Below are 26,071 nucleotides of genomic sequence, written 5' to 3' on the forward strand. Positions count from 1 at the left end.
TTCAATCTTGCGGCGCTCCTCCAGCGTCAGGTGGCTGTATTTTGATCCCATGACACAATCCTCCTGTTTGATAACCTATTGGTTTCAAACAGAAGTCGCACTTGGGAATAGCGCGCACCCTGCTATAGGGGCTGCACCGATAATAGTAATTATGGAATATTTTTGACTATTTGGTCAATTTCCTACTGCTGGATTGGCTCGCCAAACGGGACGACAGGGCCGTGAACGGCCAGGCCCCCCAAAAAACCTAACTACACAAGCCGCTGTTCGCTCTTCGACGCTTTCGGCCCAAACCTGTCTTCCATGCATTGCTTGAATGCTACAGGGCAGCTTTCTCATATCTGCCGTTCGTTATCTTGCAGCAACCTCTGCTCGGGCCACCGCAGGCAACATCCGGCGTCAATGTCGCATAAGAGAGATCAGAACTCCGGCCGGCATGCTAACTTGCGGGGGCAAGACCTATTTGAATGGCCCAAAATGACATCCATATCGACGCGCGCTCATAGTGCGGATGCCCACAAGCACGGTGTGCTTTTCGTCTTTGCGGCCGGGGTTCTGTGGTCGACAGTCGGCATTGGTATTCGCATGATCGACGATGCCGTTGTGTGGCAGATTCTGCTGTATAGGTCGATCAGCATGTCGCTGTTTCTTTACATTCTTATTCGAATGCGGTCGGGCGAAAGCCCCTTTGTTCAAATCCGCCGAATTGGTTCCCCCGTTGTTGTCGCAGGGCTTTCACTGGTTGCGGCCTATAGCGGTGGGATCTACTCAATTCAGAACACGTCAGTCGCGAATGCCATGCTGCTTTTTGCGACAGCACCGTTTATGGCAGCTGTTCTGGGATGGATCGTTCTGCGTGAACGTGTGCGCTTTGCAACCTGGATTGCGATTGTTGTTGCCATTGGAGGGATCGCGATCATGGTTGCCGACAAATCCGGCAGCGTCGCCCTTAAGGGCAGTCTGGCGGCCCTTGGATCGGCGTTCGGTTTCGCTGCCTTCACCGTGGCGTTACGATGGGGCCGAACAGGTGAGATGCTGCCGGCGGTCTTCCTTTCGGGCCTCTTCGCGTTCGCCATCACCCTGGCGATCTGCTTTGGCCTCGGGCTCTCCGTCGTTTTGAGCCCGAATGACGGCTTCATTTCCATGGGAATGGGGGGGGCAAGTCGGTGCCGGTCTGATCCTCTACACGCTGGGCTCACGTAGCCTCCCGGCAGCAGAGCTTGCCTTGTTGTCTCTGGCTGAAGTCCTGCTCGGTCCTCTTTGGGTTTGGCTCTTTCTGGGCGAAACGGCGAGCGTCAACACTCTGATCGGCGGCCTGGTTCTCCTCGTGGCCATCGCTGGGAACGCCTTGTCAGGCAAGCGACGAAAACCTCCGCCTATCACCGCTCCATAGCGACAGCGGGAATCGGGGCCTGACGGCACGCACAGGTATCACCCAACGCTGGCACTTTCTCGCCGTTTGCCCGGGCAAGCTTCCAATGGCCGTGCATCACGATCAGGGTTTCGTGGGCTTGGATTGGTTGGATCCAAAGCGCCGGTGACTTTTCCCATCTCCGGCAAGGCGTTGATGGCAATTTGAACTGTAATTCCGCCTTCAGACTAAATGTTAAGAAAGCAATAACAAAGAAAGTATGCATATTGTCGAAAAATGTTAAAAAGTTGACATTTTACGCAATTCCTATCGAAAGAGCATTGGCGACTAGAGAAAAGTCGTGCAAAAACTCTACCAAATCACACAATTATTGGTTGCAATCAACTTTATATTGAAATCCAAAGATTAAATACGATAAAACTGCCACGCTTTTTTTGTGATAACGGCGGCTTATTTGATTTTTACTGACAAAATTCACCTAAAGTAATTTTTCATTAATTTCACTTGGTGTATTTGATTGTTTATGGGCATTTTTTGAGATCAGGGAGGCTTGGGGTCAATACGCTCCTTTTCAGCTTTCCCTTGGAGCATCTCAGAGATTGATATTTAGTAACCGAGCAAAATATTGAAGGCGGCTGCAAATAAACGGCCTTCAACGTCAAGTGAAACCGGTCTAGTCGAATTACTTTTCATTCGGTGAGAGGACACAATGAGCATTACGGCAAATCAACCAAGCGGAAACCAGGCATCCAGCAGGTCTTTCGGCATTGGAACCAAGATCTTATCTGTGGTGGGCATATGTCTAGTCGGATTAGTCCTTGTGGCGGCAATCGGTCTTTGGCAGCTGAACCAGATCGGCTTGCTCATCAACAATGTTGCCAACAAAGACATCCCGCTTACCAGTGCGGTAACTCAAATCACTACCCACCAGTTGGACCAATCCATCAATCTGGAGCGAGCCTTTCGGGCCGGAGTGATGATGAAGGAGCACGCAAAAGCCCGCGCAGATTTTGACAAGGCACGCATGACTTTTCTGAAATACGCCGAGATGGTTGATCGCGAAATTCTGGAAGCTCAGGACCTGGCGATGACCGCTGAACAAGCCTCGCACTCCGAAAAGCTGAAGTCCGAATTTCAAATGGTTTATGAGGCATTCGATCAAATAGGCGCTGAGCACAAGGCATATGACAAGCATGCTCTTGAAGCCTTCGAACTGGTCGAGGCTGGAGAGATAGACCTTGCGCTTGCGCTGCTGCCAGGGATTGAAAAAGAAGAAAACAACTTGAACCATGAGCTTGAAGCCCTGGTGCAGGAACTGCAATCGTTCACCTTGGACGCGGCGCGCGAGGCGCTTGAAGCTGAAAAAACAGCGTTAAAAGCCATTCTAGCTATAGCGGTTTTTGTCTTCGTGGCCGCGCTCGGCATCGCCTCCTTCGTTATTCGAAAAGCCATCACGCGACCGCTGAATGAAGTTGTCCTAGGCATAAACGCCTTGACGGCGGGTGACTTCACAATGGACGTCAAAGTCCATGCCAAGGATGAAATTGGAGCCGTGGCGACAGCCTATCAAACGTTCCGGGAAACGATGATCCGCTCAAAGGAACTGGAAGAAGAGCAACGGCGCCAAAGCCAGATTGAGCAAGACCGTCAGAAAAGGATGACCGACGCCTCCAGCCGATTTGCCGCAAATATTGGCACCATCGTGGAAACGGTGTCCTCAGCGTCAACCGAACTGCAAACCACGGCCCAGTCGATGTCCAGCATCGCAGAAGAAACCAGCAGCCAGGCAACATCCGTGGCAGCCGCCACCGAGGAGGCCACGACGAACGTGGCGACGGTTTCCTCTGCAACCGAGGAACTTTCTAGCTCAATCGGAGAAATCAACTCTCGTATTTCTCAAGCAACTGACATTTCCAAACAAGCCGTAGACGAAGTGTCAAAGACCGAGGGGCAAATCGGTCAGCTTGCCGAGACCGCTGAAAAGATCGGCGAAGTGATCTCAATGATCTCGGACATTGCGGAGCAGACGAACCTCTTGGCACTGAACGCGACAATCGAATCTGCCCGGGCAGGCGAAGCTGGCAAAGGGTTCGCAGTGGTCGCAAGCGAGGTGAAGGTCCTGGCCGGTCAAACAGCGAAGGCGACCGAAAATATTGCCGGCCTCATTAAAGAAATTCAGGACCAGACTAACACTTCTGTGGCTTCCGTCACTGATATCGGCCGTATCATTTCGCAGATCAACGAAACGTCGATTGAAATTGCTGCTGCGATGGATCAGCAGGACATGGCAACACGGGAAATCGCCCAAAACGTCACGGAAGCGGCAGCAGGAACGCAGGCCGTATCTGAAAACATTGCCGGGGTCACTCAAGCATCACAGGAAACCGGGGCCGCAGCGAGCCAGGTGACAATGGCAGCAGGGGAACTTTCAAATCAATCGTCCCGACTTAAGATAGAGGTAGACGGCTTTCTCGCAGAGATTCAGTCGGCCTAAATCGACGAGGCGCATGTAAGCTAAAACGACTCCGGGCCAAGAAATAGAATTCTGAATATAATCATTGGCGAAACCAGTTTCAGCATAATGAACAATTAGACCCCAAATGTTTATCTGGAGTTTGGACAAATAAATGTCATTTCTTTAATTAAGAAACACAAAAAAATTCTACTCAATTGAAGCCGGCATGAATTCCAGATTGTTTAGGCAGGTAGAAATGGGCAGGAAAAAACTCAACATCATGATTATTGACGGTAACAACGAGGACCTCAAACTCCTTTGCAACGAGATACCTCGCTATTCCGAACGTCACAGGTTCGAATTCAGAACGCGTGTAGCCTCGCATGGGAAAGCCGGTCTGCAAATCGTTTCGTCCTTGCTGGGAACTCCAGATCAGATAGACATAATTCTTTTTGACATAAGCACGACACGACAAGAGGATTTAGATGCTCTTGAACGCTTAAGTAGCATCGCTTTAACCGAAAAAATGTTCGTTTTTCTTATGTCAAATAATCTTGACGATGATATACTATGCATAGCCAAAGCAAACAGAGCCATTGCCATCGAGAAAAAGCCAAATTCTCAATATAAAATCGACCTTGTAATTGACCGAATGGTGAGTGTCTGTACGGAAATTACTACAGAATCCTATGTTTTAGATTGTTAGCGTGGCGCTTAATCTTTTCGGCAAAGTCGAGGGGCTGCTTTTCCTTAACGTTTTCTTGGCTAGGCCGTGTGGGCAAAGAGCAGGCTGTGTAATCAAAATTGCATTAATAGTTGCACCCAGTGCAAGCGTGCCATTTTTTGGCGTCCGCTTGGCGTCTGACCTGAGACCCGAGTTTCTTCCGGCTTAGCGCGGAGTCCTTCGGTTGAGTGGAGTGCGACCCAACATGCCCTCAGCCATCGGAACATCTCTTTCCTAATTCAATCGCCTTCCTGTGTTTCAGCATAGTCAGCCATACGATCCCGGAAAGATGATGTCCTGATCGACCAGAATATTGAAATTGTATCCCGGCCGGATCTGAAGTGTCGGCTGGACATCGAGGTTCTTGTTGATAGTCCGCTCCACCACCCGGCCGAACACTTCCGCGAAGTTGCGGCGGGCGGCATCTGAGGCCGTGTCCTGGGTGGAAAGCGTAGAGCTCTCCGGAACAGCCATATCAATTCCAGTTCCGATAATTGCGAGAAGCGCTGCGGACCCAAAGGTGCGCAGGTAATGGTTGTTCACCTTGTCCTTGAAACCGCCATAACCTTCGCCGTCAACGCCCCCCATGGAGCCGATCTGCAAGGTAGCTCCATTTGGGAAGATGATATCTGTCCAGACGACGAGCACGCGCTTCTGACCGAACGACACATCGGAATCATACCGGCCGAACAGTTTGGTTCCTTGAGGGATCAAAAGCAGATGGCCGGTTGCGCTATCATAGACGTTCTGTCTGACCTGGCCGGTGATACGGCCGGGAAGGTCCGAATTGATGCCTGTGATGAGCGTTGCCGGGATCACCGAGCCACGCTTCAATTCATAGGGTGACTGCTGCGGAACAACGCGGTTCGCCAGATATCCGGCTTCCGAGATGTCCTGATTGAAGAAGTCCTGTTTGCCGAATTGTCCGTTTGGATCCGCATTGGCAGACCCGCCTTGCGCCGCCTGCAGGGCAGCGGACAGAAGATCCGGAGAAGACGGGCTGCGCGTAAAGGCCCCGTTTCCTGTCTGATTGCCCTGGATGGTCTGCGATCCTTGCCCCTGCCCCTCCAGGTCATCGATATTCACGACGATTGGACTGTCATAAGCCGCGTCAATTGATTGCAGCCGCTTCATCCGTTGCCGCTGCAACTCCTGCATTTCCTGCTCTTCGTTGCGGCGCTTCATCCTTTCGCGCCAATCTATCTCCGTTTCCTGCGGTTCGATTACAGCGTCCGGTGAGGCGGGTCGCTGCTGAAACGGATTGCTATACGGCTTCTGCGCTTGCACGATTTCCGGTTTGGCAACTTCAACTGGTTCCGGCCGAACCGGCGTTATTGGTTGCCCTGGGGGATCGATCACGCCGTTGCTGATGCCGGCCTTGAGCTGATCCGCAAAACCGCTCGCCGGCGATCCACCTCCATCCTCAACAACGCTGCCGCCGGACGTGATGCCACGGGTCGCAAGGCCATAGATGATCACGACGCCGAAAACGACAACGAGTCCGATGAATAGAAATATCGGCAGCCGGTTTAAGCGACGAATCTTGGGAGCCTCATCGTCGGCGCGAATGTCGTCGCCCGCCAGATGCACATTGGAATCCGAATTGCTCATGAGTGCACGCCTCTAGACTGTTCTGGTCAAAACGGAAACCGGACTTGTCGGAGACGCGCCGGTTGCCGTTGCCTGATAAGTCCTCGCCAGCTCGATGGTTGGCGTGGTGAGGCGAACGAAGATCTGCCCGGCATCGGAATCGACCGTGTAAGCAAGGGGAATGATCGTGTCGCCCGATGGCTGTTGGTCGGCCTCGGCGACCGCGTAACCCCATCCGCGCAGAGAGCTTTCGAGGGCAAGGCCGAACTGGGAATTGTCAGCCTTGAGGAATATGGTTCCCGTTCCAGCTCCGACATGTTCAGAGAGTTTTGCAACCATGTCGCCGGCGACGATGCTTGCAGCGGAAGGCGACAGATTGGCAGCGTCAACGCTTGTAGTCGGGTTGAACCAGCCACTTTGCGTCATGCAGCCGGCCATGGGAGTGACCAGCGCCGAAATGCCGATGGCTTTCAGAATTGAGCGGCGAGTGTGCAACATGATCAGCCTCCCCTATTGATGCGAACTTTTTGCTGGCTGTAACCAACACCGGACACGAGCACCGCCTGGTCGATCGTGTAGTCCACGATCATGAGGGTGCCCTTCAGGCGATAGTTGACGATCTGGTTCTGTCCCCCGGAGGTGATGTAAAGAACCGGTGCATCCCCGGACGCCATTCCTGAGGGAAACTGGATGTAAGTTTTGGTGCCGTCCGAATAGACACGTGTCGGCCGCCAGCGGGCTTGCCCGTGAACGTGGTATTTGAAGTCCAGGTTTTCGGCAGGGACGCCGGCGCCGGGGATGATGCTTGCTTCAAGCTGGCGATTGGCCGCTTCGAATTTGGCCTGTATGTCTTCAGGGTAATCGAAGCCCACCCGGGCCATGTAACGGTGACTGTCGCTTTGAAGTTTGATCTGATAGGTGCGCCTCGATGTCGTCACCACCATGGATGTGACAAGCCCGGGTTCAGTCGGCTTGATGATCAAGTGAACTGAATTTCCCCCCGGTCCCCCCGATGTTGCCGGATCCACCTTCCAGCGAACCGTATCCCCGACCATGACGTTGCGAACGGCTTCCCCAGGCTGCAGCTCCACGTCGCAGACCTGCAGGGGAGCGCAAACCACTGTTGGCTGGACCTGGCCGTAGAGATAGATCACCTTGCCGTCCGGACCTTTGGTAATGACGCCGCGGCCGTTGCGCCAGTCGCTTGAAAGCCCGAGGGCGCGCAGCTCCTTTGCCGTGTAGTCGGCAGCCAAAGCTTGAACAGGTAGGACGGTGCCAGCGGCCGCAGCCACGAACATGCACACGCCCGCGTGCAGTCTGATTTTCTGGAACATAACTTTCACTCTCTGAGCGTGTGATTTGCTTACAATTGCGCGGTCCAATCGAAGTCCTTGAGATAAAGACCGATTGGATTTAGCCTGATGATAGCTTCATCCTGTGGTGGCGATAGAGTCACGGCCGCAACTCCGCGCCAGCGCTTCGTCTGAAGCTCTTTGCCCTTCCTGTCCCGTTCGATCTCGGTCCAGTCGATCTGATAGGATTGATTGGAGAGGGGCACGATGCTCGTCACCTCGACTGACACGGTGCGGGATTGCGCCCGATCGAACGGAGAGTTCGTCCGGTAGAAGTTGTTGACCTTTTGGGTGGCAACGTCCGTCTGCCGCAGCATCGCGTAAACTCGGTCGATGTATCCTTTGGCGACAACCGTGTCCGGCGTAACAGAGCGGAAATTAGTGATCCAGGCTCCGAGCATGGAACGGACAACGCGCTCATCGGCGTATTCAATCTGAGCAGGGAAGCCACCGATCGCGGGTGTGCCGAGCTTGTCCACCTCTACGATATAAGGAACGAGCTTGACTTGCGTGCTCTGGTAGAGCGCGAACCCAAAGCCGATGATCGCCATCGCCATAGCGAGCAGGCCGATACCCTGCCAAACGCGAGCGGTGCGTACGTATGATCCGTAGCGCTCGTTCCATTCCATCCGAGCGGCAAGATAGGGATTATCGATTGGAGTATGTTTTGCCATCTAGGTGCCTATTGCTCAGGAGGATTTGGGCGAAGACCCGCCGCCAGTTGGTTTGTTTGGAAGGGATTGCTTCAGCTTGTGATTGGCGAGACCTAGCGTTGAAGACCCGTGAGCGCTCGGCGCTCCGGTCAACTTGTCCGCGGCTGCGGAGGCTAGGGCTTTTCCGCCTGTGCCAAATGCAGCCGCAACACTGCGGGCTGGCGAGTGCCCGGCATCGGACGCTGCTCTCCCAGCTTGATAAGAACTCGACGCCAATCCGGCCGCGCCGATCCCGGCTCCGGCAATTCCCCCCGCCACGCTGGCAGTTTGCCGGAATGCCGCGCCAGCGTAGTAGGATGTCCCTTGTCCGGATCTAATGACTTCCATACCGCTGCCGGCAGACACTCCTTGAACCACGCCCTGGACGATGTTCGGAACGAAGATTGAAAGCGCGAACATCGCCAACGCAATAGCTGCCAGCATGCCGGGACCAGATGCGGTTGTCGTCATGGTCGGATCCGCCGCCAGGTTCGTCAAAAGACTTGAACCGGTCTTGGCGATGATGCTGAGGGCCATCAATTTCATGCCGATGCTGAACGCGTAGATCAGATAGCGAACGGCAAAGTCTTTAGTGTAGGACGAGCCGCCCAAACCGAGCATGATCATGCCGGCGATAAGCCCGATGTACATTTCTACGATGACAGAGAGCAAAACTGCCGCAAACAACGCCATGCAAAGGAGAACGATGAGGCCGGAGCCGGCAAGCATCAATGCTTGAGCAATGGCAGTCCAATCCAGATTTTGAATTTGCTCATTCAGGATGCCGTTGACCTGCAAACCTGTATCGAAGAGGTCGGCAGGGGAGAGTTTACCCGAGACACTTCCGCTTCCGATCCCCCAAAGGCTATCAACGATGTCCTTTGCTAGCTGTGGGCCTTGGGTCAGCACGAATGCGAAAAAGCCGATAAAAATGATCCGTTTGACCAATTCTGTCGCCCAGACCTCCAGAGAGGCTGCGTTCACGCCTAGCCAGACAGCCGCCAAGCCGATCTCGATCGTGGCAAGCAGCCAGAAGAGAGATGTTGCGCCGCTAATGAGCGTGGACTCCCAGCTCTTTGCGGCGTTTGCCAAACTGTTTTGAACAGTATCCAGCGCCCCGCCGCTCTGGGCAAATCCAGTCGAGGCGAATATGCTTGCGAACACCATTCCCAAAACGAGTGTTCCCAAAAGTGGTCCGAACTTTCCCCTGGCCATAGTCACAGCCCCCTACTTACTTACCACTGAGGTTTGAAATCCTGCCCGCTGCCCGGTTCAATATCGGGCGCCTTGAAGAATTCTTTGGCGGCCTTCTGGGAAGCTTCACGCTTTGCTTTTGCTTCCTCCGCCAACTCAACTTGGCGTCTCAGCAGTTCGGTAACTTCGGGATCGGTTTTCGGTACGATCACGTATGTTGCGCCCGCACCGGCAACAGCCGCGAGAAGCGCGATCAACACAACGATAGGAAGTTTGAATGTCATATGTTTACCACTGAGGTTTGAAGTCTTGCCCGTTCCCAGAAGAGACGTTCGGGTTTTTGAAGAACTGATCTGAGGCTGCTTTGGTGTGATCGCGTGCCGTCTGTTCAGACTGGTACCAGGTCCCCATCATGGTCATCTGCTGTGAGACAAGACCGCGAAGCTTCTGCATCTGTTCAACTTGCTGAGCGGCAATCTCGTGGCCAACCTGCAGGGCCTGCTTTTGTCCCTCGGCCGACTGAGAATGCTGCCGTAGCTGGCGCATGGTGTCCTCTTCGGTCGCGAATTGATCGGAGGTGTATCCGGCCGCCTTCAGCGTCGAGGAGATCGTGTCCCGGTTCGTATCCGACCAGCCTTGATACATGGTCGAGAACGACTGCCCATCCGGCAGGCCGTTCTTCGCGAACTCCGCGTAGCTCTGGAACCGCTGTTTCAGCGTGTCGTCCAGATTGCCCATTGAGAACGCCATGGCCTGACCCTTTTGAACCAGGCTCTGCAGTTGACCGAGGTTTTGCTCAACCTCGCCCCATACCTGCATCGGCAGCGACAACGTGTTCTGCAGCATGTTTTCGTAGATCGAGATCTGGTTTTCGATCATCTGGATCTGGTTGCCGATTTGCTGCACCTGATTGGCGATCTGCTCGGCGTTCTGACCGCCGAGTGCAATGAGCTCGCTGTTGTTGAGGATCTGCGTGAACTCGGTCGCGCCGGTGATACCGCCGCCGCCGGCATGGGCCGGTCCTGCAAGGCCGATCACACAAAGAACGCTGGCGAGCGATTTAGACAAGAAGCTGTTCGGCATTGTCGATTCCTCTTTGCTTGAGCCATTCGGCGGGCCATTTTTCGCCGTAGTGGAGGTGAAGTTCATCGATCCGCTTGAGATCGTCCTTAGCTGATGCGCCGACGAAGGACAGTGTGATCGGGCCGAGCGCCATGTTGAACAGCCGGCGACCGTCTGGGGACGTGACGTAGTATTCTCGCTTCGGGATCGCCGAGGCGATGATTTCGATCTGCTGTTCGTTGAAGCCGAGCTTTTCGTAGAATTCGCGCGTTCCGGACACCCGGGCTTCGCCGTTGGGCAGGCAAACTTTGGTCGGGCAGCTTTCCTTCAGAACGTCGATGATGCCGGAACGATCGGCATCCGAGATCGATTGCGTTGCCAGGACCACCGCGCAATTGGCCTTGCGCAGAACCTTCAGCCATTCCCGGATCTTGTCGCGGAAGACCGGATGGCCAAGCATCAGCCAGGCCTCGTCCAGGATGAGCAGACTTGGGTTCCCAGTCAGGCGTTTTTCGATCCGGCGGAAGAGATAAAGCAGGACCGGGATCAGGTTCCGGTCGCCCATGTTCATCAGCTCTTCGATCTCGAAGGTCTGGAACCTGGAGAGGGACAGGCCGTCCGCTTCGGCATCGAGGAGCGCGCCCATCGGGCCGTCCACAGTGTAATATTGCAGCGCGTCCTTGATTTCCCGGTTCTGGACGCCCGACACGAAGTCGGTCAACGACCGGCGCTGAGACTTCGACATCAAGTCGATCTGCGTGGTGATGGCGTTGCGGTGCTCCGGCAAAACCTTCACGCCCTGCATTTCGATCAGGGTTTCCAGCCACTCGGCAGCAAACGCCTTGTCGGTATCGTCCTCAAGGGATGAGAGCGGTGCAAAGGCCAGCGTCTCCGACTTGCCGACGTCATAGTGATCCGCGCCAACGGCAAGCGTGAGCGGATACATCGACTTGCCCTTGTCGAAGACGAACACCTGCGCATTCAGATAGCGAAAGAATTGAGCTACGATCAGCGCGAGAAGCGTCGATTTACCTGAACCTGTCGGTCCGAAGATCAGCGTATGCCCCAAATCCCCGACATGAAGATTGAAGCGGAAGGGCGATGAGCCGGACGCTACCTGCATGAGCGGCGGGCATCCAATCGGATAAAACGGGCACGGCGCTTCCGGCGATCCGGCCCAGACCGAATTCAGCGGAGCCAGGTCCGCGAGATTGCGCGTGCTCACCAGAGGTTCGCGAACGTTGGCATAGGAAACGCCCGGCAGGCTTCCCAGGAACGCTTCGGTCGTATTCAGGGTTTCGATGCGACTGCCAAACCCTTCGTTCTGGATAAGCCGGCGCACCGCCTCGCATTTCTCCTGAAGCCGCGCCTGGTTCGTGTCGAAGAGCACGATGACAGGCGTGTAATGGCCGAAGGCGACGAGCTGCGAGCTTGCCTCGGCAATCGCGTCTTCGGTTTCCCCGACCATCATCATGGCATCCTGGTCGAGCGATCCGGAGTTTGTCTTGAAGAGCTGGTCCATCAGCGGCCGCACCTTCTGAAGCCACTTCTTGCGCGTCTTTTCCAGAACAGCTCGCGCCTCGATCGGATCCAGGAAGATGAAACGGCTGGACCAACGATAGGTGATCGGCATCAGATCGAGGGCGTTGAGGATCCCCGGCCAGCTTTCAGCCGGAAACCCGTCGATCGCCACCACGCCGACATAACGACCATCGATGATGGGGTTGAGGCCGTGATGGAATTCCGCCGTCACCAGATAGTCGAGATACATCGCAATGTCCGGCAACCTGATCGGATGGTTTTCTCCGATCAGCGCGAAGCGGGCGAACTGCAGCAGATCATCATACCGGCCGCGCCTCTCCCCTTCCCTCCCCACTTCTCTTTCTGGCACTTCATGCGTTTCCATGCGCCGGATCGAGACGACATTGGCCATGTACTGCTCGAACTCGCGGATGGTGGTCTTGAAATACTCAAGCGTCCGGGAGGCAAAAGACGTGTTCCGGCTGGCTTCGTCCGAATAGATGTACTTCACCAGCTTGGACTTGTTTTTCTCCGGCGGTCGGTAGGTCAATATGAGGGCATGCTGGCTTTCGAAATGCCCCTCCCCGGCTTCGAAATGTCGGCGGCGCTCGTCATCGATCAAGGCAGTGATCGGGTCCGGAAAATGCGAGCTTTCCTTGGCCGGATATCCAGTTGAGGGAATGCGAACCGCTTCCATCTGGATCATCCAGCCGTTGCCGAGGCGAGCCAGAACCGAGTTGATCTGCCTGGAGACTTCGTTCCGCTCAAACGCAGTAGAGCTTTCGCTGTCCGGCCCGGCAAAATACCAGCCGGCCATCAGGCCCCCGTCCTTCAGGAGCACAATGCCGTTGTCGACCAGCGCCGCGTAAGGGAGCAGGTCGGAAAAGGACGGTGCGACATGCCGGAATTTTTTGAGGGCTACCATGTTCAGTATTTCCGCCAGGGCGTGGATGTCGGCCGGTAGTAAGCGCGGTATCTGACGTGTCGCAGATAGACAGCGCGCATCCGCGGGTCCGCCTTGGCCATCATCCGCAGCACGCCAACCACCACGATCCAGATCGCTACGCCGAGCACGGCGGCATAGGGTTTCAGGATCACGAAAATCAGAATGACCGAGGCAAGACCGGTCACGAGCACCAGCTCCCGGTCTGCCCCGAACAACAGTGTCGGGCGTGAAAGAGCGCGGTGGATCCGCGCTCTGTTGAGGCCCGGCGCATCAGTCACGAGCCGGGTCCACGGTTGCCGCTTTCCCTTCCGGAGCGATGCCGATGGAAGCGCCGGAAGAGCCGAACAGGCCGACGATCGTGGACGCGCCAAGAAGGATCCCGAGAACCAGAACCACGTAGGCCATGCGGCGGGCGAAGTCGTTGAGCTCGCCGCCGAAGATCAGCATGCCGCCGGCGATCGCGACCGCGATCAGGCCAACGGCGCCAGCGACAGGACCGTTGATGGAGGCCTGGATCTGCTGAAGCGGACCTTCCCAGGGAAGCGAACCGCCACCAGAGGCAAAGGCTGGTTCAATTAGGTACAGTCCTGCACCGGCGAGAAAGAGAAGAAATACAAAATTACGCGACATGAAGGGTCCCTTGTCTGTCGTTGGAATTCTTGTTGAGGAACTGTGATGCAACGGCTGAGCGGACGTCATAAGTGCCGTCCCGAAAGCCGGAGACGGACACAATGTCCCGAACGATGCGTCCCTTCTCCGGGGAGCGCTCGATTGAGACAATCAGGTCAACAGCTTCCGCAATCACTTGGCTCATGGGCTGCTGAGACACTTCCGCGATGAGCTGTTCGAGCCGCGTCAGTGCGGTATAGGCATTATCGGAGTGAACCGTGGCGATGCCGCCCGGGTGACCCGTGTTCCATGCCTTAAGGAGCGTCAGCGCCGCTCCGTCACGCACTTCGCCGACAATGATCCTGTCGGGACGCAAGCGCATCGTCGATTTCAGGAGCCGCTGCATGTCCACGGTGTCGGACGTGTGCAGGATCACGGCGTTCCTGGCGGCACACTGGATTTCCGCCGTGTCCTCCAGAATGACGAGACGGTGATCCGGTGCAACGGAAACCATTTCGCCAATGATCGCGTTCGTCAGGGTCGTTTTGCCCGTGCCGGTGCCGCCCGAGACAAGAATGTTCTTGCGGCCCGCAACTGCATCGCGGATCACGGCGGTCTGGCCGTCCGTCATCACGCCATCCTCGACATACTTGGAAAGCGGGATGAGCAGCGATGCCTTCTTGCGGATCGTGAAGGACGGCTTGGAAACGACCGGTGGCAGAAGACCCTCAAAACGATGACCGCCTATCGGCAGCTCACCGGAAATGATCGGCTTGTCAGAGGTGATCTCGGTACCTAGCGCATGAGCGACCTTGCCCATGATGATCTGGGCGTCATGGGGTGTCATCTCGCCCGAGGGCTCCATGCCCTTGCCGACACGCTCGATGAACAACTGTCCGTCCGGGTTGAGCATGATCTCAACGACGGCCTCGTCCGACAGCGCCGACAGGACCGTAGACCCCAGCGTGTCTTCCAGCCCGGCGATAAGCCTGCGGCGGCTTTCACCACCTTTAACGGCCACCATGACCACCCCTTGATTTGTCTAAACGGGCTGAGTTTTAACCGCTCAGTAACACTCTATAAAGCGATATCAAACGGTATCTATAATCTTTTCCGCGTGTTCGTGCCCTGGCTGCAACAATTCCGTGTCGCGTTGTAATCGCTTTTGACTCTGCTGCAAGCCTTTTAAAGACCCTACAATGAGGAATTGATGCCCATCCTTCTGCATGTGTCTCGAAATGGAGGTTACAAGGATGATAAATCCGCGCTAGTCCCTGATAGTACAATTAAAAATGTGCAGCGAGAGTTTCAAAAGTGTGCAGCGGGAGGTCCAAAAATGTGGAGCGGCACGTTCAAAATTGTGCAGCGGCAGAAACGCTAGATAGACCTTCTTCAAACTTGATTGGAGGCGATTCCAAGACTAGCTTGAGCGAAATTTGATGAATCAATCAACACCGAAAAAAATGGTATCAAAAGGAAGATTGAGCCAAACCTAAAAAGAAAAAAGCTCCCGTAGCCGAAGCGACGGAAGCTCTGTCCTCAAAATCCTCGAGCGCCAACTCGAAGATCAGTTCTGAAATGTGATCTGAGGATAGGGATCTCCGGACAATCAGTCAACGCAAAACGCCACCTCGGCGCACGGGAAAGTCGTGCCTAAAAAAGGATATTCCCTATGCCGAAGCCAAGGCCGTCCGGGCTGCGAAAGATCACGCCTGCCATAAACGATGCCATGTCGCTTGCCGACGAATGGGGCACTCAGACTGCCGTCGATAAAAGACGCGCCGTCACCGCATTCAACCGCGTTACCCATCTCCTGCGGCTCAATTCCCAGGCGATCGAACTCATGAACAAACTCCTCAGTTTCAGCCAGGAACAGGACTGGACAGGGGCAAGCCGGCCAATCGTCTGGCCCGATAATTCCCGCCTTGTCTGCGAGTGTTCTTTCGAGCTGTCCGCTCTCCGCCGCAATTTTCGTAAGCTTGCCGAAGCGGGCCTGATCAGCTTCAAAGACAGTCCCAAAGGGCAGCGCTTCGGAAAGCGCGATCAGAACGGCAAGATCGTGCTGGCGTCGTCCTTCGGTATCGACCTCTCCCCTCTCGGTCTGAAAACGCCCGAACTGGAGGATCTATTCGAGCGGGACAAACAACGGGCCGTTCAGCACCGCGAGCACAGTCGCAAGTTCACGATTTCCCGCAGGCTGATTGCCAGCATCATCGAAACCGCGTCCGACCATCAGATCGCTGGTCCCTGGGAGACATGCGCTCGTAATCTTCAGGCGATCGTTCAACGGCGCCGGCCGAATACTCCGCTCCACGAGCTGGCCGAGCTGTGCGACGCCTTGGAAACTCTGTTGGAGCGCGTCAAAACCGCTTATGCCGCCGCGAGCGAGAAGTTTTCCCATAGGGACTGCGATGTTGATAACGCTGAAGAAAAGTTCCCCAGGGTATCAAAAATGGCACCCATGGGTCCCACTAGCGGCACCTTCATACAGAGTACAGTCCAGAAAACAGATTCTTCATTGTACACGAAACGGCGTTCGGCTCCCGCCGAACAACAGTTCCCTTCTGACATCGGCTCCGCCGATGAAAATGGCTCTGAGAAAGAGCCTTTGCGACGCCCGGGTCCAAAACAACCGGAAAAGCTTGCAGCAAGACCCGTGGATCCAAAAACTTTGCTTTTGCTTTGCCCACAATTTAAGGAATGGGTGGTTTCTGACAAAACTCCGACCTGGGCGGACATAATAAACACGGTCGAAACTGTGATGAGAGGACACCTGTTGATCGCGGATTCCACTTGGAACGCAGCAACCCTTGCGCTCGGCCGAGAACAGGCCGCGGTCGCCGTCGCCCTCATTTTCGAAAAACACGAAGCCGGACTGATCCAGTCTCCAGGCGCATATCTGAACGGCATCATCACGAAGGCGAAGAACGGGCAGCTTGCCCTATCCAAATCGCTCTTCCACTGGAACAAGGCCAAGGACGGCAATCGGCCGGAAGGGCCGGCCGCATGGAATTAAAGTAGATGCGACTTTCAAGCCATTCTGACCTGGCCGTCAGGCTCTTCCTCTACCTCGACGCTCAGGAGGACAAAGAACGCCGGGTTTTGACGCCCGAACTCTGTCAGGTTCTCGACACCAAACGATCGACGGTGAATGAAACAACGTCGAGCTTGGCGAAGGTCGGACTCTTGGATACCCGCAGCGGAAAGTACGGAGGCATCATCCTCTCTCGCCCGATCAGCGACATTCTTGTCTCGGAAGTCATCTCGATTTGCGAGCAGCGAAGTGGCTGGCAGTTCGCGCAGTGCGACAATCCCGCAGGCTGCGATTGTTACATGAAAGGCCATTGCGCGGTGCAGCCCATGTACCAGCAAGCGCTTCACGAATTTATTCGCATTTTTGACAAGTTCTGTTTGGCTGACCTGCAAACTGACGTGAACGTAAAAGTCGCCCGTAGAGCCGCAGAAAAATATATCAGCGGCAACGGTTTGGTTAGCGGTGACCTTGAGCGGTACAGCAAGCGGCGCAAAGAAAATCGGTCGCTTACCGATGCGTCATAGTATTATCGATATTTGCCGACGGGTTCTTGCGCAACCTTACGTGTAGGATAGCGCCTAGATCCGTTCTAAAGCACTCAATTGCTTGACCATCTAGTCAAATCACTACCATCACACAAATTGATCTACTGAAGACTTGTTTGCGAGAGAATGAGCTGTCATATGGCACTCATGTCACGCAAAAAGTGTATTGCCTTCGGTATATTCCTCCTAAACGTGCTGCTGCCCGCCGGTGCACAGGCGGATTCCATCGAAGGAAAAGTCAGCGTTATCGACGGATCCAGTTTCCAGATCGTGGAGAGTGGTCTCACCGTCAAACTTTTTGGCGTGTCTGCGTGTGCCCTCACCCAACGCGCTCACTATCAAGGAATTTCGTGGCCTTGCGGAGCCGTCGCCGCGGGTTGGCTGACGGAAAACACGCTCGGCTACACTATTCGTTGCATCAAGGAAGGATCGGGCGGATACGCAACCGTTCTTGGCCGCTGCTTCCTGCCGGACGGGTCCGATGTCGCAAAAAAAGCGTTGACTGAAGGTATGGCGATCGCCGCCAGGGCCGAAGGTACTCTGATTGTCCCGGAATATGGGTCTTTCGAAAAAATCGCCCGCTCAAAATCCCTCGGAATCTGGTCGTCCACGTTCAAACTCGACGGCCACACATATCGAAAGTCATTTACCCAATGAGTAAGGAGCCGGGGCGGCCGCGTTCGATGGGCCGCGACGGGAGCGGGGCTTGCACGAAGCGTTCGCAGCACGAGCAGGTCAACCGGGGCCGGACGATGCGGTTCACGATAAACCTACCGGGGACGTATTCCAGTTCCTCGGTCACATCCTCACCGATCCGACGCAAGCGCCCGCCGCAATCGGCACAGGCATCTGCGCCCGGCGTCAATTCGACCTCCATCCGGGGGATGTGGTCCGGGATCGGGCGGCGCTTTGGCTTGTCCCTCTCCTCGATGTCCGGCAGCTTCATCCGCGCCGTCATGGCCGCGGCGGCAATCTCGCTGGTCTCGAGCGCGAGCTGAAGCTGCTCGGCCGTCTCGGACGAGGCCCCGAACCGGTGCGCCCGGTGCCCAGCCAGTTGATGGCGCAGCTTCTCGATCAGTACCGCCTGCGCCTTGACCTCGGCCAGCAGCCGCGCGGTGAAGCTGCGCAACTCCTCGGGGTCTTTCGGCAAGGTCAGGGTTTGATCGAGCATGCAAGAAGTTTATCCCACTGTATTCCTCGTGGGAATCCTTCTCTTGCAGGACAGCCAGATTATCCCGCGGCCAAGGGTTGCCACGTCCGCTGTGGCGCTCGCCAGTCGATCCCTTCCAGCAGCATCGACAACTGTGCAGGCGACAGCGCCACCTTGCCCTCCTTGGCCGAGGGCCAGACGAACCGCCCCTTCTCCAGTCGCTTCAGGAACATGCAGGCCCCCTGGCCATCCCACCAGATGACCTTGACCAGATCACCCCGGCGACCTCGGAAGACAAACAGGTGCCCGGTGAAGGGGTCCTGCTTCAGCACCGCCTCGGCCTGCGCTGCCAAAGCCGCGAAGCCCTTGCGCATGTCCGTCACCCCGGCCGCCAGCCAGACTCGCGTAGTGGCCGGAACCGGGATCAAACCGACAGTCCCCGGATCAGGCGGGCCAGAGATTCCGGGTCGTAGCTGCCGCTGATGCGCATCCGGTGACCGCCAGCCAACTCGATCTCGATGCAGTTGTCGGGAACGGGTGCGGCCACAGGCACCTTACCCTCCGCGACGATCTCCACTGGCAGAAAGCGCGCGATATCGGCCGCGTCGGCATCTGCAAACCGCGGATCGCGCAACCAGGCAAAGACCAGGTTGGCATTCACGTCATAGCGCCGGGCAACCTGACTCACCGATACACCGGGCACGCGCGTCTGCCCGCAGATCATCCGCTTCTCGTCGTCAGACCAGACCCGCCGCTTCCTTCGCTTCGTCACAAGCCACCCCGATAGTGTCCATTATCCGATAGTGGACACTATCCTCTACGCACCAACCTCGGCAGAGCGGCCAGCCCGGACGGTTACTGCAGAGGCCCCCATGGCCGGTGCGGATAGTCGTCGTCACGACCCTCACAGCACCAACTCGTAATGCGTGTTGCGCCCGCCGCCTTCGCCCTTCCGGAGCAGACCGAGGTCCAGTAGAGCCGCGATGTCACGGTTCGCCGTATCCTGCGAGCACTTGGCGATCACCGCCCAATTCGACGAGGTCATCTTGCCTTCGAACCCATCGAGCAGGCGGTTCAGTACCTTGATCTGGCGTTCGTTCAGCGGCAGTGCCGCTGCGCGCTCCCAGAACTGCCCCTTGGCGACGACCGCCGCCAAGACGCCATCGGCACCGTGAATCGCGCGGCCGAGGCAGTCGAGGAACCACAGGATCCACAACGTGACGTCCGTGCCGCCTTTCTGGGTGCGCTCGAGCTGGTCGTAGTAGGCGTTCCTATCGGCCCTGATCTGCGCGGACATGCTGTAGAACCGCTGCGAGCTTCCCTCCGACCGGGCAAGCGCCAGGTCAGCAATGGCGCGGGCGATGCGGCCGTTGCCGTCCTCGAAGGGGTGGATCGTCACGAACCACAGATGCGCTAGCGCCGCCTTGATCACCGGGTCGGTGGTCAGGGGTGCGTTGAACCATGTGAGGAAGGCTTCCATCTCCGCCGCGACCCGCGGTGCGGGTGGGGCCGAGTAGTGAACCTTCTCCCGGCCATATGGCCCGGAAACAACCTGCATCGGGCCGGTACTGTCATCGCGCCAGTCCCCGACGATGATCTTCGTCATGCCGCTGCGGCCGGTGGGAAACAAAGCCGCATGCCATCCGAAAAGGCGCTCGGCGGTGAGCGGGGCCTGAAAGTTCCGCGTCGCGTCCAGCATCACCTCGACGATGCCTTCCACATTGCGATCGGTCGGGGGCAGGGCGCCGATGTCGATGCCAAGCCGTCGGGCGAGGGATGACCGCACCTGTGTGGCATCCAGCTGCTCGCCCTCGATCTCGCTTGTCTTGACGACGTCCTGCGTCAGCGTCTGCAGGACCGCCTCTTCGCGCAGCTTGAAGCCCAGCGCCTGCATCCGACCGATCAGTCGCCCCTGGTCGTGACGGACTGTAGCCAGGGGCGCAGCAATGCTGCCATCCTTCCAAGACAGCTTCGGCCAGTCTGGTTGCTCCCAGATGTACATCCCGATCTCCGCATAATGCGCGGTGATTGTGGGTCGTATTCTCCGCAAGCGCAAGAACAAACGCCGCAAGGTATGCGTAGAATAGCGAGCCTATTCTCCGCAACCGTTGACCGGGGCTTGGCGCATGACGCGTCCCTGCACATCGACGCGGCTCATCTGATCTGGCGCACCGAAGCGGTTTCCGGCGATGATGCCGCCAACCGGAGACACCATCATGCATGCCGATTCCATCCTGCCGAACCTTTTGTCGCCGCCAAGGTTTCTATTCTTCACCGGAAAGGGCGGGGTGGGAAAGACGTCGCTCAGCTGCGCCATCGCCCTTCGCTTGGCGGACAGCGGCAAAAGGGTTCTTCTGGTCAGCACAGATCCGGCCTCCAACCTTGACGAGATGCTGGGCGTTCCGCTTGGTCCGCTGCCAACGCCGGTTCCCGGCACGGCGAACCTCAGCGCCCTGAACGTAGATCCGGAACGGGCGGCGGATGACTACCGGCGGCGCGTTCTCGACCAGATGGGCCCTGCCTCGACCGAGACCGAGCGGTCCACCGTCCGAGAACAGCTTTCGGGCGCCTGCACCACCGAGATCGCGGCATTCGACGAGTTCGTGGGTCTGCTGCTGGAGGACGGACAGGGTTTCGATCATGTGATCTTCGATACCGCACCAACCGGGCATACCCTGCGGCTCCTGAGCCTGCCGAAGGCCTGGACGGGTTTTCTGAAGGACAACGACCGTGGCGCTTCCTGCCTTGGCCCGCATTCGGGCCTGAAGATGCAGGAAGACCGGTTCCGCGCGGCGCTCGCAGCCCTCGGGGACGCAGGCCGGACCAGCATCGTGCTTATGACGCGCCCGGATGCAGGCGCGATCCGCGAAGCCGCCCGCACCTCGGCCGAACTGCGGGAGCTGGGGCTTGCCAACCAGCTGCTTGCGATCAACGGCGTCCTGCAAGTGCCCGTGGGCGCCGATCCCGTCGCCGCGCGGCTGGCCGCGGACCAGGCCGATGTCGTGGGCCGCATGCCGCAGGACCTTGCGGCCTTGCCAAGGTTCGAGGTTCCGCTCCGGCCCTATGACATGGTCGGGCTCGACACCCTGCGGGCGCTTCTCGCGCCCGAGAGCGAGCAGCACGCAGCACCGACCGTGCCGGTCGCGCAGGTCCCGCCTCTCGAGGGGCTGAGCGCGCTGGTGGATGGCCTGGCCGCAACAGGGCACGGATTGATCATGGTGATGGGCAAGGGCGGTGTCGGCAAGACCACGATCGCTGCGGCCATTGCCGTGGGGCTGGCCAAACGGGGGCACGCGGTTCACCTGACCACCACGGACCCTGCCGCGCATGTCGCCTTCGTGGTGGATGGCACCATGCCCGGTCTCACCGTCGACCGCATCGACCCCGAGGCCGAGACGAAGCGCTATGTCGACAAGATCATGTCCAGCAAGGGCCGGGATCTGGATGAACAGGGGCGGGCGTTGCTGCTCGAGGATCTGGCCTCACCCTGTACCGAGGAAGTGGCGGTCTTTCATGCCTTTTCCCGCACGGTGGCGGAGGCGCGGAGCGCCTTTGTCGTGATGGACACCGCGCCGACCGGGCATACCCTTCTTCTGCTGGATGCGACGGGCGCCTATCACCGGCAGATGACGCGGCATCTGGCACCAGATGCGCCGGGGAAGGTGACGACACCGCTGATGCGTCTGCAGGATCCGGACTACACGCGGGTCATCCTGGTCACGCTGCCCGAAACCACACCGGTGTCGGAAGCGGCCGCCCTGCAGGAGGACCTGCGCCGCGCGAGGATCGAACCATACGCCTGGGTGATCAACCGCGCCATGGCGGCATCGGGCACGCAGCACCCGCTCCTGCTGCGCCGGATCGCGGGCGAGGCCCGGCAGATTGCCCGGGTGAAAGACGGGTTGGCACGGCGGGTGTATCTGTTGCCTTTCTCGCCTGCGCCCCTTGTCGGGATAGATGCGCTCGGAAAGCTGAGCTGAGGCATAGCTTGCGGCGGTCCAGAGGTCCGATCCGACTGCCGCAGGAGCACGAACAACGCTGGCTGCCGAATGCCTGGCGCCCGTCAGAAATCGGTTTCCAGGTAGACCCCGGCGCAGTCGTAGGCGACGGCCGCGGCCGTCGCGCCGGTGTTGAGAAACAGCCGCGGCGACAGGAACTGCGTCGCGGCGGGCAGGTCGGCGGTGATCTCCTGCTCGAAGACCTCGTCGACCACACGGACCCATACAGAACTGCCACTCGGCGGCGCCGCCATGCACAGGGTCAAGACACCACCCGTTGTGATGCCGAAGCTTGCGTCTATCTCTCGGTCACGGTCGGCGAGCCGGTGCCGAAGCAGTTAACGGCTGCGTGCAGCGCAAGGGACGTGGCCAGAGCTGCTGTCGATCCGTAAAGCCCAAGCCCGGATCGCCAGACAGTGTTCTCAATCTGACGGCAATCTCACGGTCGTTCAGGCTGTTGGGATCTGCATTCATTCGCGCTCACAGAAGCGCCAACGCTGCAAATGATATCCGTGGCGACAATCATGCTTCGTTCTGGTACTGGGCGGGTGTTACGCCCACGATCTTCCGAAAGGTCCGGCAAAGATGACTTTGGTCGGAGAAACCGCAGTCGAGCGCGACCGACTTCAGCGGTATGCGCCCGCGCCGAAGCATCTCCTGTGCCTTGCTGACACGTTTCTGGATTACAAAGGCGTATGGGGCGATCCCGAAGTCGGCCTTGAACTGGCGCGCAAAGTGAAACGGGCTGATGCCGACGGCAGCTGCTAGATCGTCAAGACTGATGTTTTCGCTTAGCTGGTCTTCGATGAGGTCAATGATGCGTTTGCGTTGGGCCGGGCTGAAGGCGGAGCCGGTATCATCGGCAAGCCGGATCCGGGCATAGCGTCGAAGCAGATGCACCGCAATTTGGTTGCGCAGCGCGTCGATCATCAGGCGCTGCCCCATGCCACCGTTGCGCAGTTCGTTTTCAAGCATCTGGAAGCAGTTGAGCAGAACCGGATCGTCGGCCGAAACCTGATCTTCTATCTCGACGGATTGCGGGTCGCGGCCAAACACGGTCTGCGCCGTGGCCTCGAGGCAGTCATGACCGATGTAGATATGCCTGACCTGGATCGATTCTGCCCAGCACCATGTGGATTGCTCTGCCCGTGTCAAAAGCGAGATCCTGCCCCTGCCAACGGGCGCGCTTTGCCATGATCCGCCACTTGTTCGGCGCATGGTGGTCGGATTTCCGTCGTAGGCTACGATCATGTAATCGCGCATCGCGGGGATGGCGGCGTCCTGGCGATCGTAGTGGTAGCCTTTCATCGTGATGCCCTTCCAGTCCCGACCGGAACTGTCCATCGTGATGGTGCCGGGAATCCACTCGGGGATCCGGTCTGGCGTCACGAGTGCTTTCTGCATCTGGCTCCCCCTCTATTGGCGGTCGGGCCGAGTTGGCGGCCCGGCTTTTCGTGTCATGTCTGAACGGTGTCCGTCTGTTCTTCCAGAACGACGCCCGACCGAGTCAGATCGTCGATCTGCCGTTCCGAAAAACCCGCCTCCTTCAGCAGGGCGCGGCTATGCTGCGCGAACCGTGGCGGGGCGGCGCGAACTGCTCCTGGGGTCCGCGACAGACGTGCTGGAACGCCCGTGCCCTTGTAGCTGCCCACTGACACCACCATTCCACGATGCCGTGTGTGCGGGTGGTCGAGCGCCTCGTTCACGTTGCGCACCACGCCTGCCGGGACACCGGCGCGCAAGAGCACGGGTTCAAGCGCCTGGGCGTCGCTTTCCGCAAGGCGCGCGGACAGGATTTTCGTGATCTCGGCGCGGTGGGCCAGCCGGGCCGCGTTGTCGGCAAAGCGGGGGTCGCGCGGCACGTCGGACAGGCCGAGCACCTCGCAGAGCTTGGCGAATTGGCCATTGTTGCCGACCGCGAGATAGAGTTTGCCGGTACGGGTTTCGAACATGTCGTAGGGCACGATGTTGGGATGTCCGTTGCCGGTGGCAACCGGGACCTTGCCCGACATGAGGCTGTTGGCGGCCTGCGGGTGCATCATGCTGATGGCGCAGTCGTAAAGCGGCACTTCGATGGCTTGGCCCAGCCCGGAGCGGTACCGTTCGATGATGGCCGCCAGAACCGCATTGCAGGCGATGAGCCCGGTGCCGATATCCACGATGGGCGTGCCCATCCGCGTCGGGCCGTTCGCCGGGTTGCCGTTGATGCTCATCAGGCCGGTCATCGCCTGCACCACGGCATCATAGCCGGGAAAGCCGCCCAAGGGACCGTCGGCGCCAAAGCCGGTGACGTGGCAGAGGATGAGGCGGGGAAAACGGTCCTTGAGCACCGCATCATAGCCGAGGCCCCATTTTTCCAGGGCACCGGACTTGAAGTTGTGGACCAGAACGTCGGCGCCTTCCAGCAGGCGCAGGATCACGTTGCGCCCTTCGGGCTTGCCGATGTCGATGGCGATGGATCGCTTGTTGCGATTGGCGCCGGAGAAATAGGCTGAAAGCCCGTCCTTGAAAGGCGGACCCCAGCCGCGCGTCTCGTCACCTTGCGGGGGTTCGACCTTGATGATCTCGGCGCCATGGTCGGCCAGCGTCTGGGTGCAATAGGGGCCGCCCAGCACCCGGCTGAGGTCGAGGACGCGGATGCCGTCAAGCGCGCCGGGCATCACAGCACCTCGCGGTAGAGGGCTGCCACGTCGTCGGCGGACATGTCGCGCGGGTTGGTGTCCAGCAGACGGCTGATGCCTGTCACGACCTCGTTTGCCATGCCGGGAATGGCGGCCTCGGTTACACCAACCTCGGACAGGCGGGACTTGAGGCCGCTGGCTTTCAGCATCCGCTCCATCTCGTCGATCAGGGCAAGGGCGGCCGCCGCGTCGGAGTTGAAATGGCGGGTGGGCAGAAGGAGACGCGACAGGCGGGCGTATTCCACCTCGGCGACGGGCAGGTTGAAGCGCAGGACGGGGCCTGCCACCAGCGCGTTGGCATGCCCGTGGGGGACGTGAAAGCCGGTGCCAAGCGGATAGGACAGCGCGTGGATCGCGCCGACGCTGGCGTTGATGAAGGCCATGCCCGCAAGCGTCGCGCCCAGGAGCATCGCCTCTCGCGCCGCAAGGTCGGTGGGGGTATCCAGCACGCGAGGCAGGTTCTGGCCCAGAAGGACCAGCGCCTTGTCGGCCAGCCCATCCGAAATCGGGTTCTTGCGGGTGCGGCTGGTCGCGGCCTCGATGGCATGGACCATCGCATCAAGCGCGGTGGCTGCCGTGATGGAACGCGGCATCCCGAGCGTGAGCTTGGCATCCAGAAGGGCGATGTCGGGCAGAAGCTGCGGAGCATAAACCGCCTTCTTCTCGTGGCTCTCCGAGGTCAACACCGATACCCAGGTAACTTCCGACCCGGTTCCAGCCGTGGTCGGCACCTGGATCAGCGGCAGACGCCTTCCAGTCACGCGGTCAACGCCGATCATGTCGGCAATCGGCTGGCCGCTGGCCACAGCGACGGCTACGACCTTTGCGGTGTCGAGCGAACTGCCGCCACCGAGGCCGATCACTCCATCGGCACCAAACGCGCAGGCAGCCTCGACCGCCGCCTCGACGACGGCGATGGGCGGGTCGGCCTGCACCTTGTCGAAGATCTCGGCGGCGATGCCTGCGGCGTTGAGGGCCGCGACCGCTTCGGCGGCAAAGCCGCAAGCGACGATCCCCGGGTCGGTGATCACGAAGGCACGGGCAACCGACAGACCCTTCGTCAGGGTGCCAATCTGGGCGAGGCCGCCGCTCTGGCAGACGATCCGGGGGGTGCAGAGGAAGTTGAAATTCATCATGGGCTCCGGT

The 26,071-nt window shown here is 58.2% G+C and carries 27 protein-coding genes; 7 read left to right on the forward strand and 20 right to left on the reverse strand.

All coding sequences use genetic code 11. The annotated features are described in order from the left end of the window. Positions 1 to 585 precede the first annotated feature (585 nt). From J7447_RS30660 to J7447_RS30670, 3 genes are all read left to right on the forward strand, one after another. On the forward strand, positions 586 to 1,203 hold the full coding sequence (locus J7447_RS30660) for an EamA family transporter (RefSeq protein ID WP_286189712.1): 618 nt from the start codon (positions 586 to 588) through the stop codon (positions 1,201 to 1,203). An 878-nt stretch (positions 1,204 to 2,081) separates the two neighbouring features. Further along, positions 2,082 to 3,866 (forward strand): HAMP domain-containing methyl-accepting chemotaxis protein, encoded by a 1,785-nt coding sequence (locus J7447_RS30665; protein ID WP_152508019.1) that lies wholly within the window; start codon positions 2,082 to 2,084, stop codon positions 3,864 to 3,866. Positions 3,867 to 4,053: 187 nt separating this feature from the next. Next, entirely contained in the window at positions 4,054 to 4,533 is a 480-nt protein-coding gene (locus tag J7447_RS30670) for a hypothetical protein (RefSeq protein WP_152508020.1), read from the forward strand. 285 nt (positions 4,534 to 4,818) lie between these two features. On the opposite strand, the gene trbI is transcribed toward J7447_RS30670, so the two are convergent. From trbI to trbB, 11 genes are all read right to left on the reverse strand, one after another. Beyond that, a complete protein-coding gene (gene trbI, locus J7447_RS30675) occupies positions 4,819 to 6,162 on the reverse strand; it encodes an IncP-type conjugal transfer protein TrbI (protein WP_152508021.1) in 1,344 nt (447 codons plus the stop codon). Between the two features lie 12 nt (positions 6,163 to 6,174). Beyond that, positions 6,175 to 6,639: a conjugal transfer protein TrbH gene (locus tag J7447_RS30680; protein ID WP_209171762.1), complete on the reverse strand. Its 465-nt coding sequence runs from the start codon at positions 6,637 to 6,639 to the stop codon at positions 6,175 to 6,177. Positions 6,640 to 6,641: 2 nt separating this feature from the next. After that, positions 6,642 to 7,439 carry a P-type conjugative transfer protein TrbG gene (trbG, locus tag J7447_RS30685; protein WP_228866879.1) on the reverse strand — a complete coding sequence of 266 codons (798 nt, stop codon included), beginning with the start codon at positions 7,437 to 7,439 and terminating at the stop codon, positions 6,642 to 6,644. A gap of 65 nt (positions 7,440 to 7,504) precedes the next feature. Beyond that, a complete protein-coding gene (gene trbF / locus J7447_RS30690; RefSeq protein WP_062492203.1) occupies positions 7,505 to 8,167 on the reverse strand; it encodes a conjugal transfer protein TrbF in 663 nt (220 codons plus the stop codon). Between the two features lie 15 nt (positions 8,168 to 8,182). Beyond that, a complete protein-coding gene (trbL, locus tag J7447_RS30695; RefSeq protein ID WP_152508024.1) occupies positions 8,183 to 9,400 on the reverse strand; it encodes a P-type conjugative transfer protein TrbL in 1,218 nt (405 codons plus the stop codon). 20 nt (positions 9,401 to 9,420) lie between these two features. Next, complete coding sequence (locus J7447_RS30700) at positions 9,421 to 9,663, reverse strand: hypothetical protein (protein WP_152508025.1); 243 nt, start codon at positions 9,661 to 9,663, stop codon at positions 9,421 to 9,423. Positions 9,664 to 9,667: 4 nt separating this feature from the next. After that, positions 9,668 to 10,462 carry a P-type conjugative transfer protein TrbJ gene (gene trbJ / locus J7447_RS30705; RefSeq protein ID WP_152508026.1) on the reverse strand — a complete coding sequence of 265 codons (795 nt, stop codon included), beginning with the start codon at positions 10,460 to 10,462 and terminating at the stop codon, positions 9,668 to 9,670. Continuing rightward, positions 10,440 to 12,887 carry a conjugal transfer protein TrbE gene (locus J7447_RS30710; RefSeq protein WP_152508027.1) on the reverse strand — a complete coding sequence of 816 codons (2,448 nt, stop codon included), beginning with the start codon at positions 12,885 to 12,887 and terminating at the stop codon, positions 10,440 to 10,442. Before J7447_RS30710 ends, trbJ begins: the two co-directional genes overlap by 23 nt. Positions 12,888 to 12,889: 2 nt before the next feature. Next, positions 12,890 to 13,186 (reverse strand): conjugal transfer protein TrbD, encoded by a 297-nt coding sequence (locus J7447_RS30715; RefSeq protein WP_077294672.1) that lies wholly within the window; start codon positions 13,184 to 13,186, stop codon positions 12,890 to 12,892. Then, a complete protein-coding gene (locus J7447_RS30720) occupies positions 13,179 to 13,538 on the reverse strand; it encodes a TrbC/VirB2 family protein (RefSeq protein ID WP_152508028.1) in 360 nt (119 codons plus the stop codon). Before J7447_RS30720 ends, J7447_RS30715 begins: the two co-directional genes overlap by 8 nt. Then, positions 13,528 to 14,541: a P-type conjugative transfer ATPase TrbB gene (gene trbB / locus J7447_RS30725; protein ID WP_152508029.1), complete on the reverse strand. Its 1,014-nt coding sequence runs from the start codon at positions 14,539 to 14,541 to the stop codon at positions 13,528 to 13,530. Before trbB ends, J7447_RS30720 begins: the two co-directional genes overlap by 11 nt. Positions 14,542 to 15,189: 648 nt before the next feature. On the opposite strand from trbB, the gene repC reads away from it, so the two are divergent. The 3 genes from repC to J7447_RS30740 all read left to right on the forward strand — a co-directional run bounded on the left by repC (position 15,190) and on the right by J7447_RS30740 (position 17,753). Beyond that, positions 15,190 to 16,533, forward strand: a complete 1,344-nt coding sequence (gene repC / locus J7447_RS30730; protein ID WP_152508030.1) for a plasmid replication protein RepC — start codon at positions 15,190 to 15,192, stop codon at positions 16,531 to 16,533. A gap of 5 nt (positions 16,534 to 16,538) precedes the next feature. Continuing rightward, positions 16,539 to 17,075, forward strand: a complete 537-nt coding sequence (locus tag J7447_RS30735; protein ID WP_077294835.1) for an Rrf2 family transcriptional regulator — start codon at positions 16,539 to 16,541, stop codon at positions 17,073 to 17,075. 159 nt (positions 17,076 to 17,234) lie between these two features. Further along, positions 17,235 to 17,753, forward strand: a complete 519-nt coding sequence (locus J7447_RS30740) for a thermonuclease family protein (RefSeq protein ID WP_077294832.1) — start codon at positions 17,235 to 17,237, stop codon at positions 17,751 to 17,753. Here J7447_RS30740 and J7447_RS30745 read toward each other — a convergent pair. From J7447_RS30745 to J7447_RS31470, 5 genes are all read right to left on the reverse strand, one after another. After that, a complete protein-coding gene (locus J7447_RS30745; RefSeq protein ID WP_152508032.1) occupies positions 17,743 to 18,267 on the reverse strand; it encodes an IS66 family transposase zinc-finger binding domain-containing protein in 525 nt (174 codons plus the stop codon). The two genes, J7447_RS30740 and J7447_RS30745, sit on opposite strands and share 11 nt — an antisense overlap. A gap of 59 nt (positions 18,268 to 18,326) precedes the next feature. Next, on the reverse strand, positions 18,327 to 18,674 hold the full coding sequence (gene tnpB / locus J7447_RS30750; protein WP_152508033.1) for an IS66 family insertion sequence element accessory protein TnpB: 348 nt from the start codon (positions 18,672 to 18,674) through the stop codon (positions 18,327 to 18,329). Continuing rightward, positions 18,671 to 19,018, reverse strand: a complete 348-nt coding sequence (locus tag J7447_RS30755; RefSeq protein WP_074556315.1) for a transposase — start codon at positions 19,016 to 19,018, stop codon at positions 18,671 to 18,673. Before J7447_RS30755 ends, tnpB begins: the two co-directional genes overlap by 4 nt. Positions 19,019 to 19,150: 132 nt before the next feature. Then, the gene (locus tag J7447_RS30760; RefSeq protein WP_152508034.1) at positions 19,151 to 20,248 is read right to left on the reverse strand and encodes a Fic family protein; all 1,098 of its coding nucleotides are present in this window, start codon (positions 20,246 to 20,248) and stop codon (positions 19,151 to 19,153) included. 90 nt (positions 20,249 to 20,338) lie between these two features. Further along, entirely contained in the window at positions 20,339 to 20,464 is a 126-nt protein-coding gene (locus J7447_RS31470; RefSeq protein ID WP_267479141.1) for a hypothetical protein, read from the reverse strand. Between J7447_RS31470 and arsA the strand changes: the two genes are divergently transcribed. Continuing rightward, positions 20,463 to 22,226, forward strand: a complete 1,764-nt coding sequence (gene arsA / locus J7447_RS30765) for an arsenical pump-driving ATPase (protein WP_152508035.1) — start codon at positions 20,463 to 20,465, stop codon at positions 22,224 to 22,226. The two genes, J7447_RS31470 and arsA, sit on opposite strands and share 2 nt — an antisense overlap. Positions 22,227 to 22,309: 83 nt before the next feature. On the opposite strand, the gene J7447_RS30770 is transcribed toward arsA, so the two are convergent. From J7447_RS30770 to J7447_RS30785, 4 genes are all read right to left on the reverse strand, one after another. Further along, positions 22,310 to 22,459: a hypothetical protein gene (locus tag J7447_RS30770; protein ID WP_208982774.1), complete on the reverse strand. Its 150-nt coding sequence runs from the start codon at positions 22,457 to 22,459 to the stop codon at positions 22,310 to 22,312. Positions 22,460 to 22,766: 307 nt separating this feature from the next. Beyond that, positions 22,767 to 23,648 carry an AraC family transcriptional regulator gene (locus J7447_RS30775; RefSeq protein WP_209171763.1) on the reverse strand — a complete coding sequence of 294 codons (882 nt, stop codon included), beginning with the start codon at positions 23,646 to 23,648 and terminating at the stop codon, positions 22,767 to 22,769. A gap of 53 nt (positions 23,649 to 23,701) precedes the next feature. Next, positions 23,702 to 24,904, reverse strand: a complete 1,203-nt coding sequence (locus J7447_RS30780) for a CoA transferase (protein WP_152508036.1) — start codon at positions 24,902 to 24,904, stop codon at positions 23,702 to 23,704. Continuing rightward, the gene (locus J7447_RS30785; RefSeq protein ID WP_209171764.1) at positions 24,904 to 26,061 is read right to left on the reverse strand and encodes an iron-containing alcohol dehydrogenase; all 1,158 of its coding nucleotides are present in this window, start codon (positions 26,059 to 26,061) and stop codon (positions 24,904 to 24,906) included. Before J7447_RS30785 ends, J7447_RS30780 begins: the two co-directional genes overlap by 1 nt. Between the last annotated feature and the right edge of the window lie 10 nt (positions 26,062 to 26,071).

Origin of the sequence: Labrenzia sp. R5_0 (assembly GCF_017743835.1) — a bacterium.
GTDB lineage: Bacteria > Pseudomonadota > Alphaproteobacteria > Rhizobiales > Stappiaceae > Roseibium > Roseibium algicola.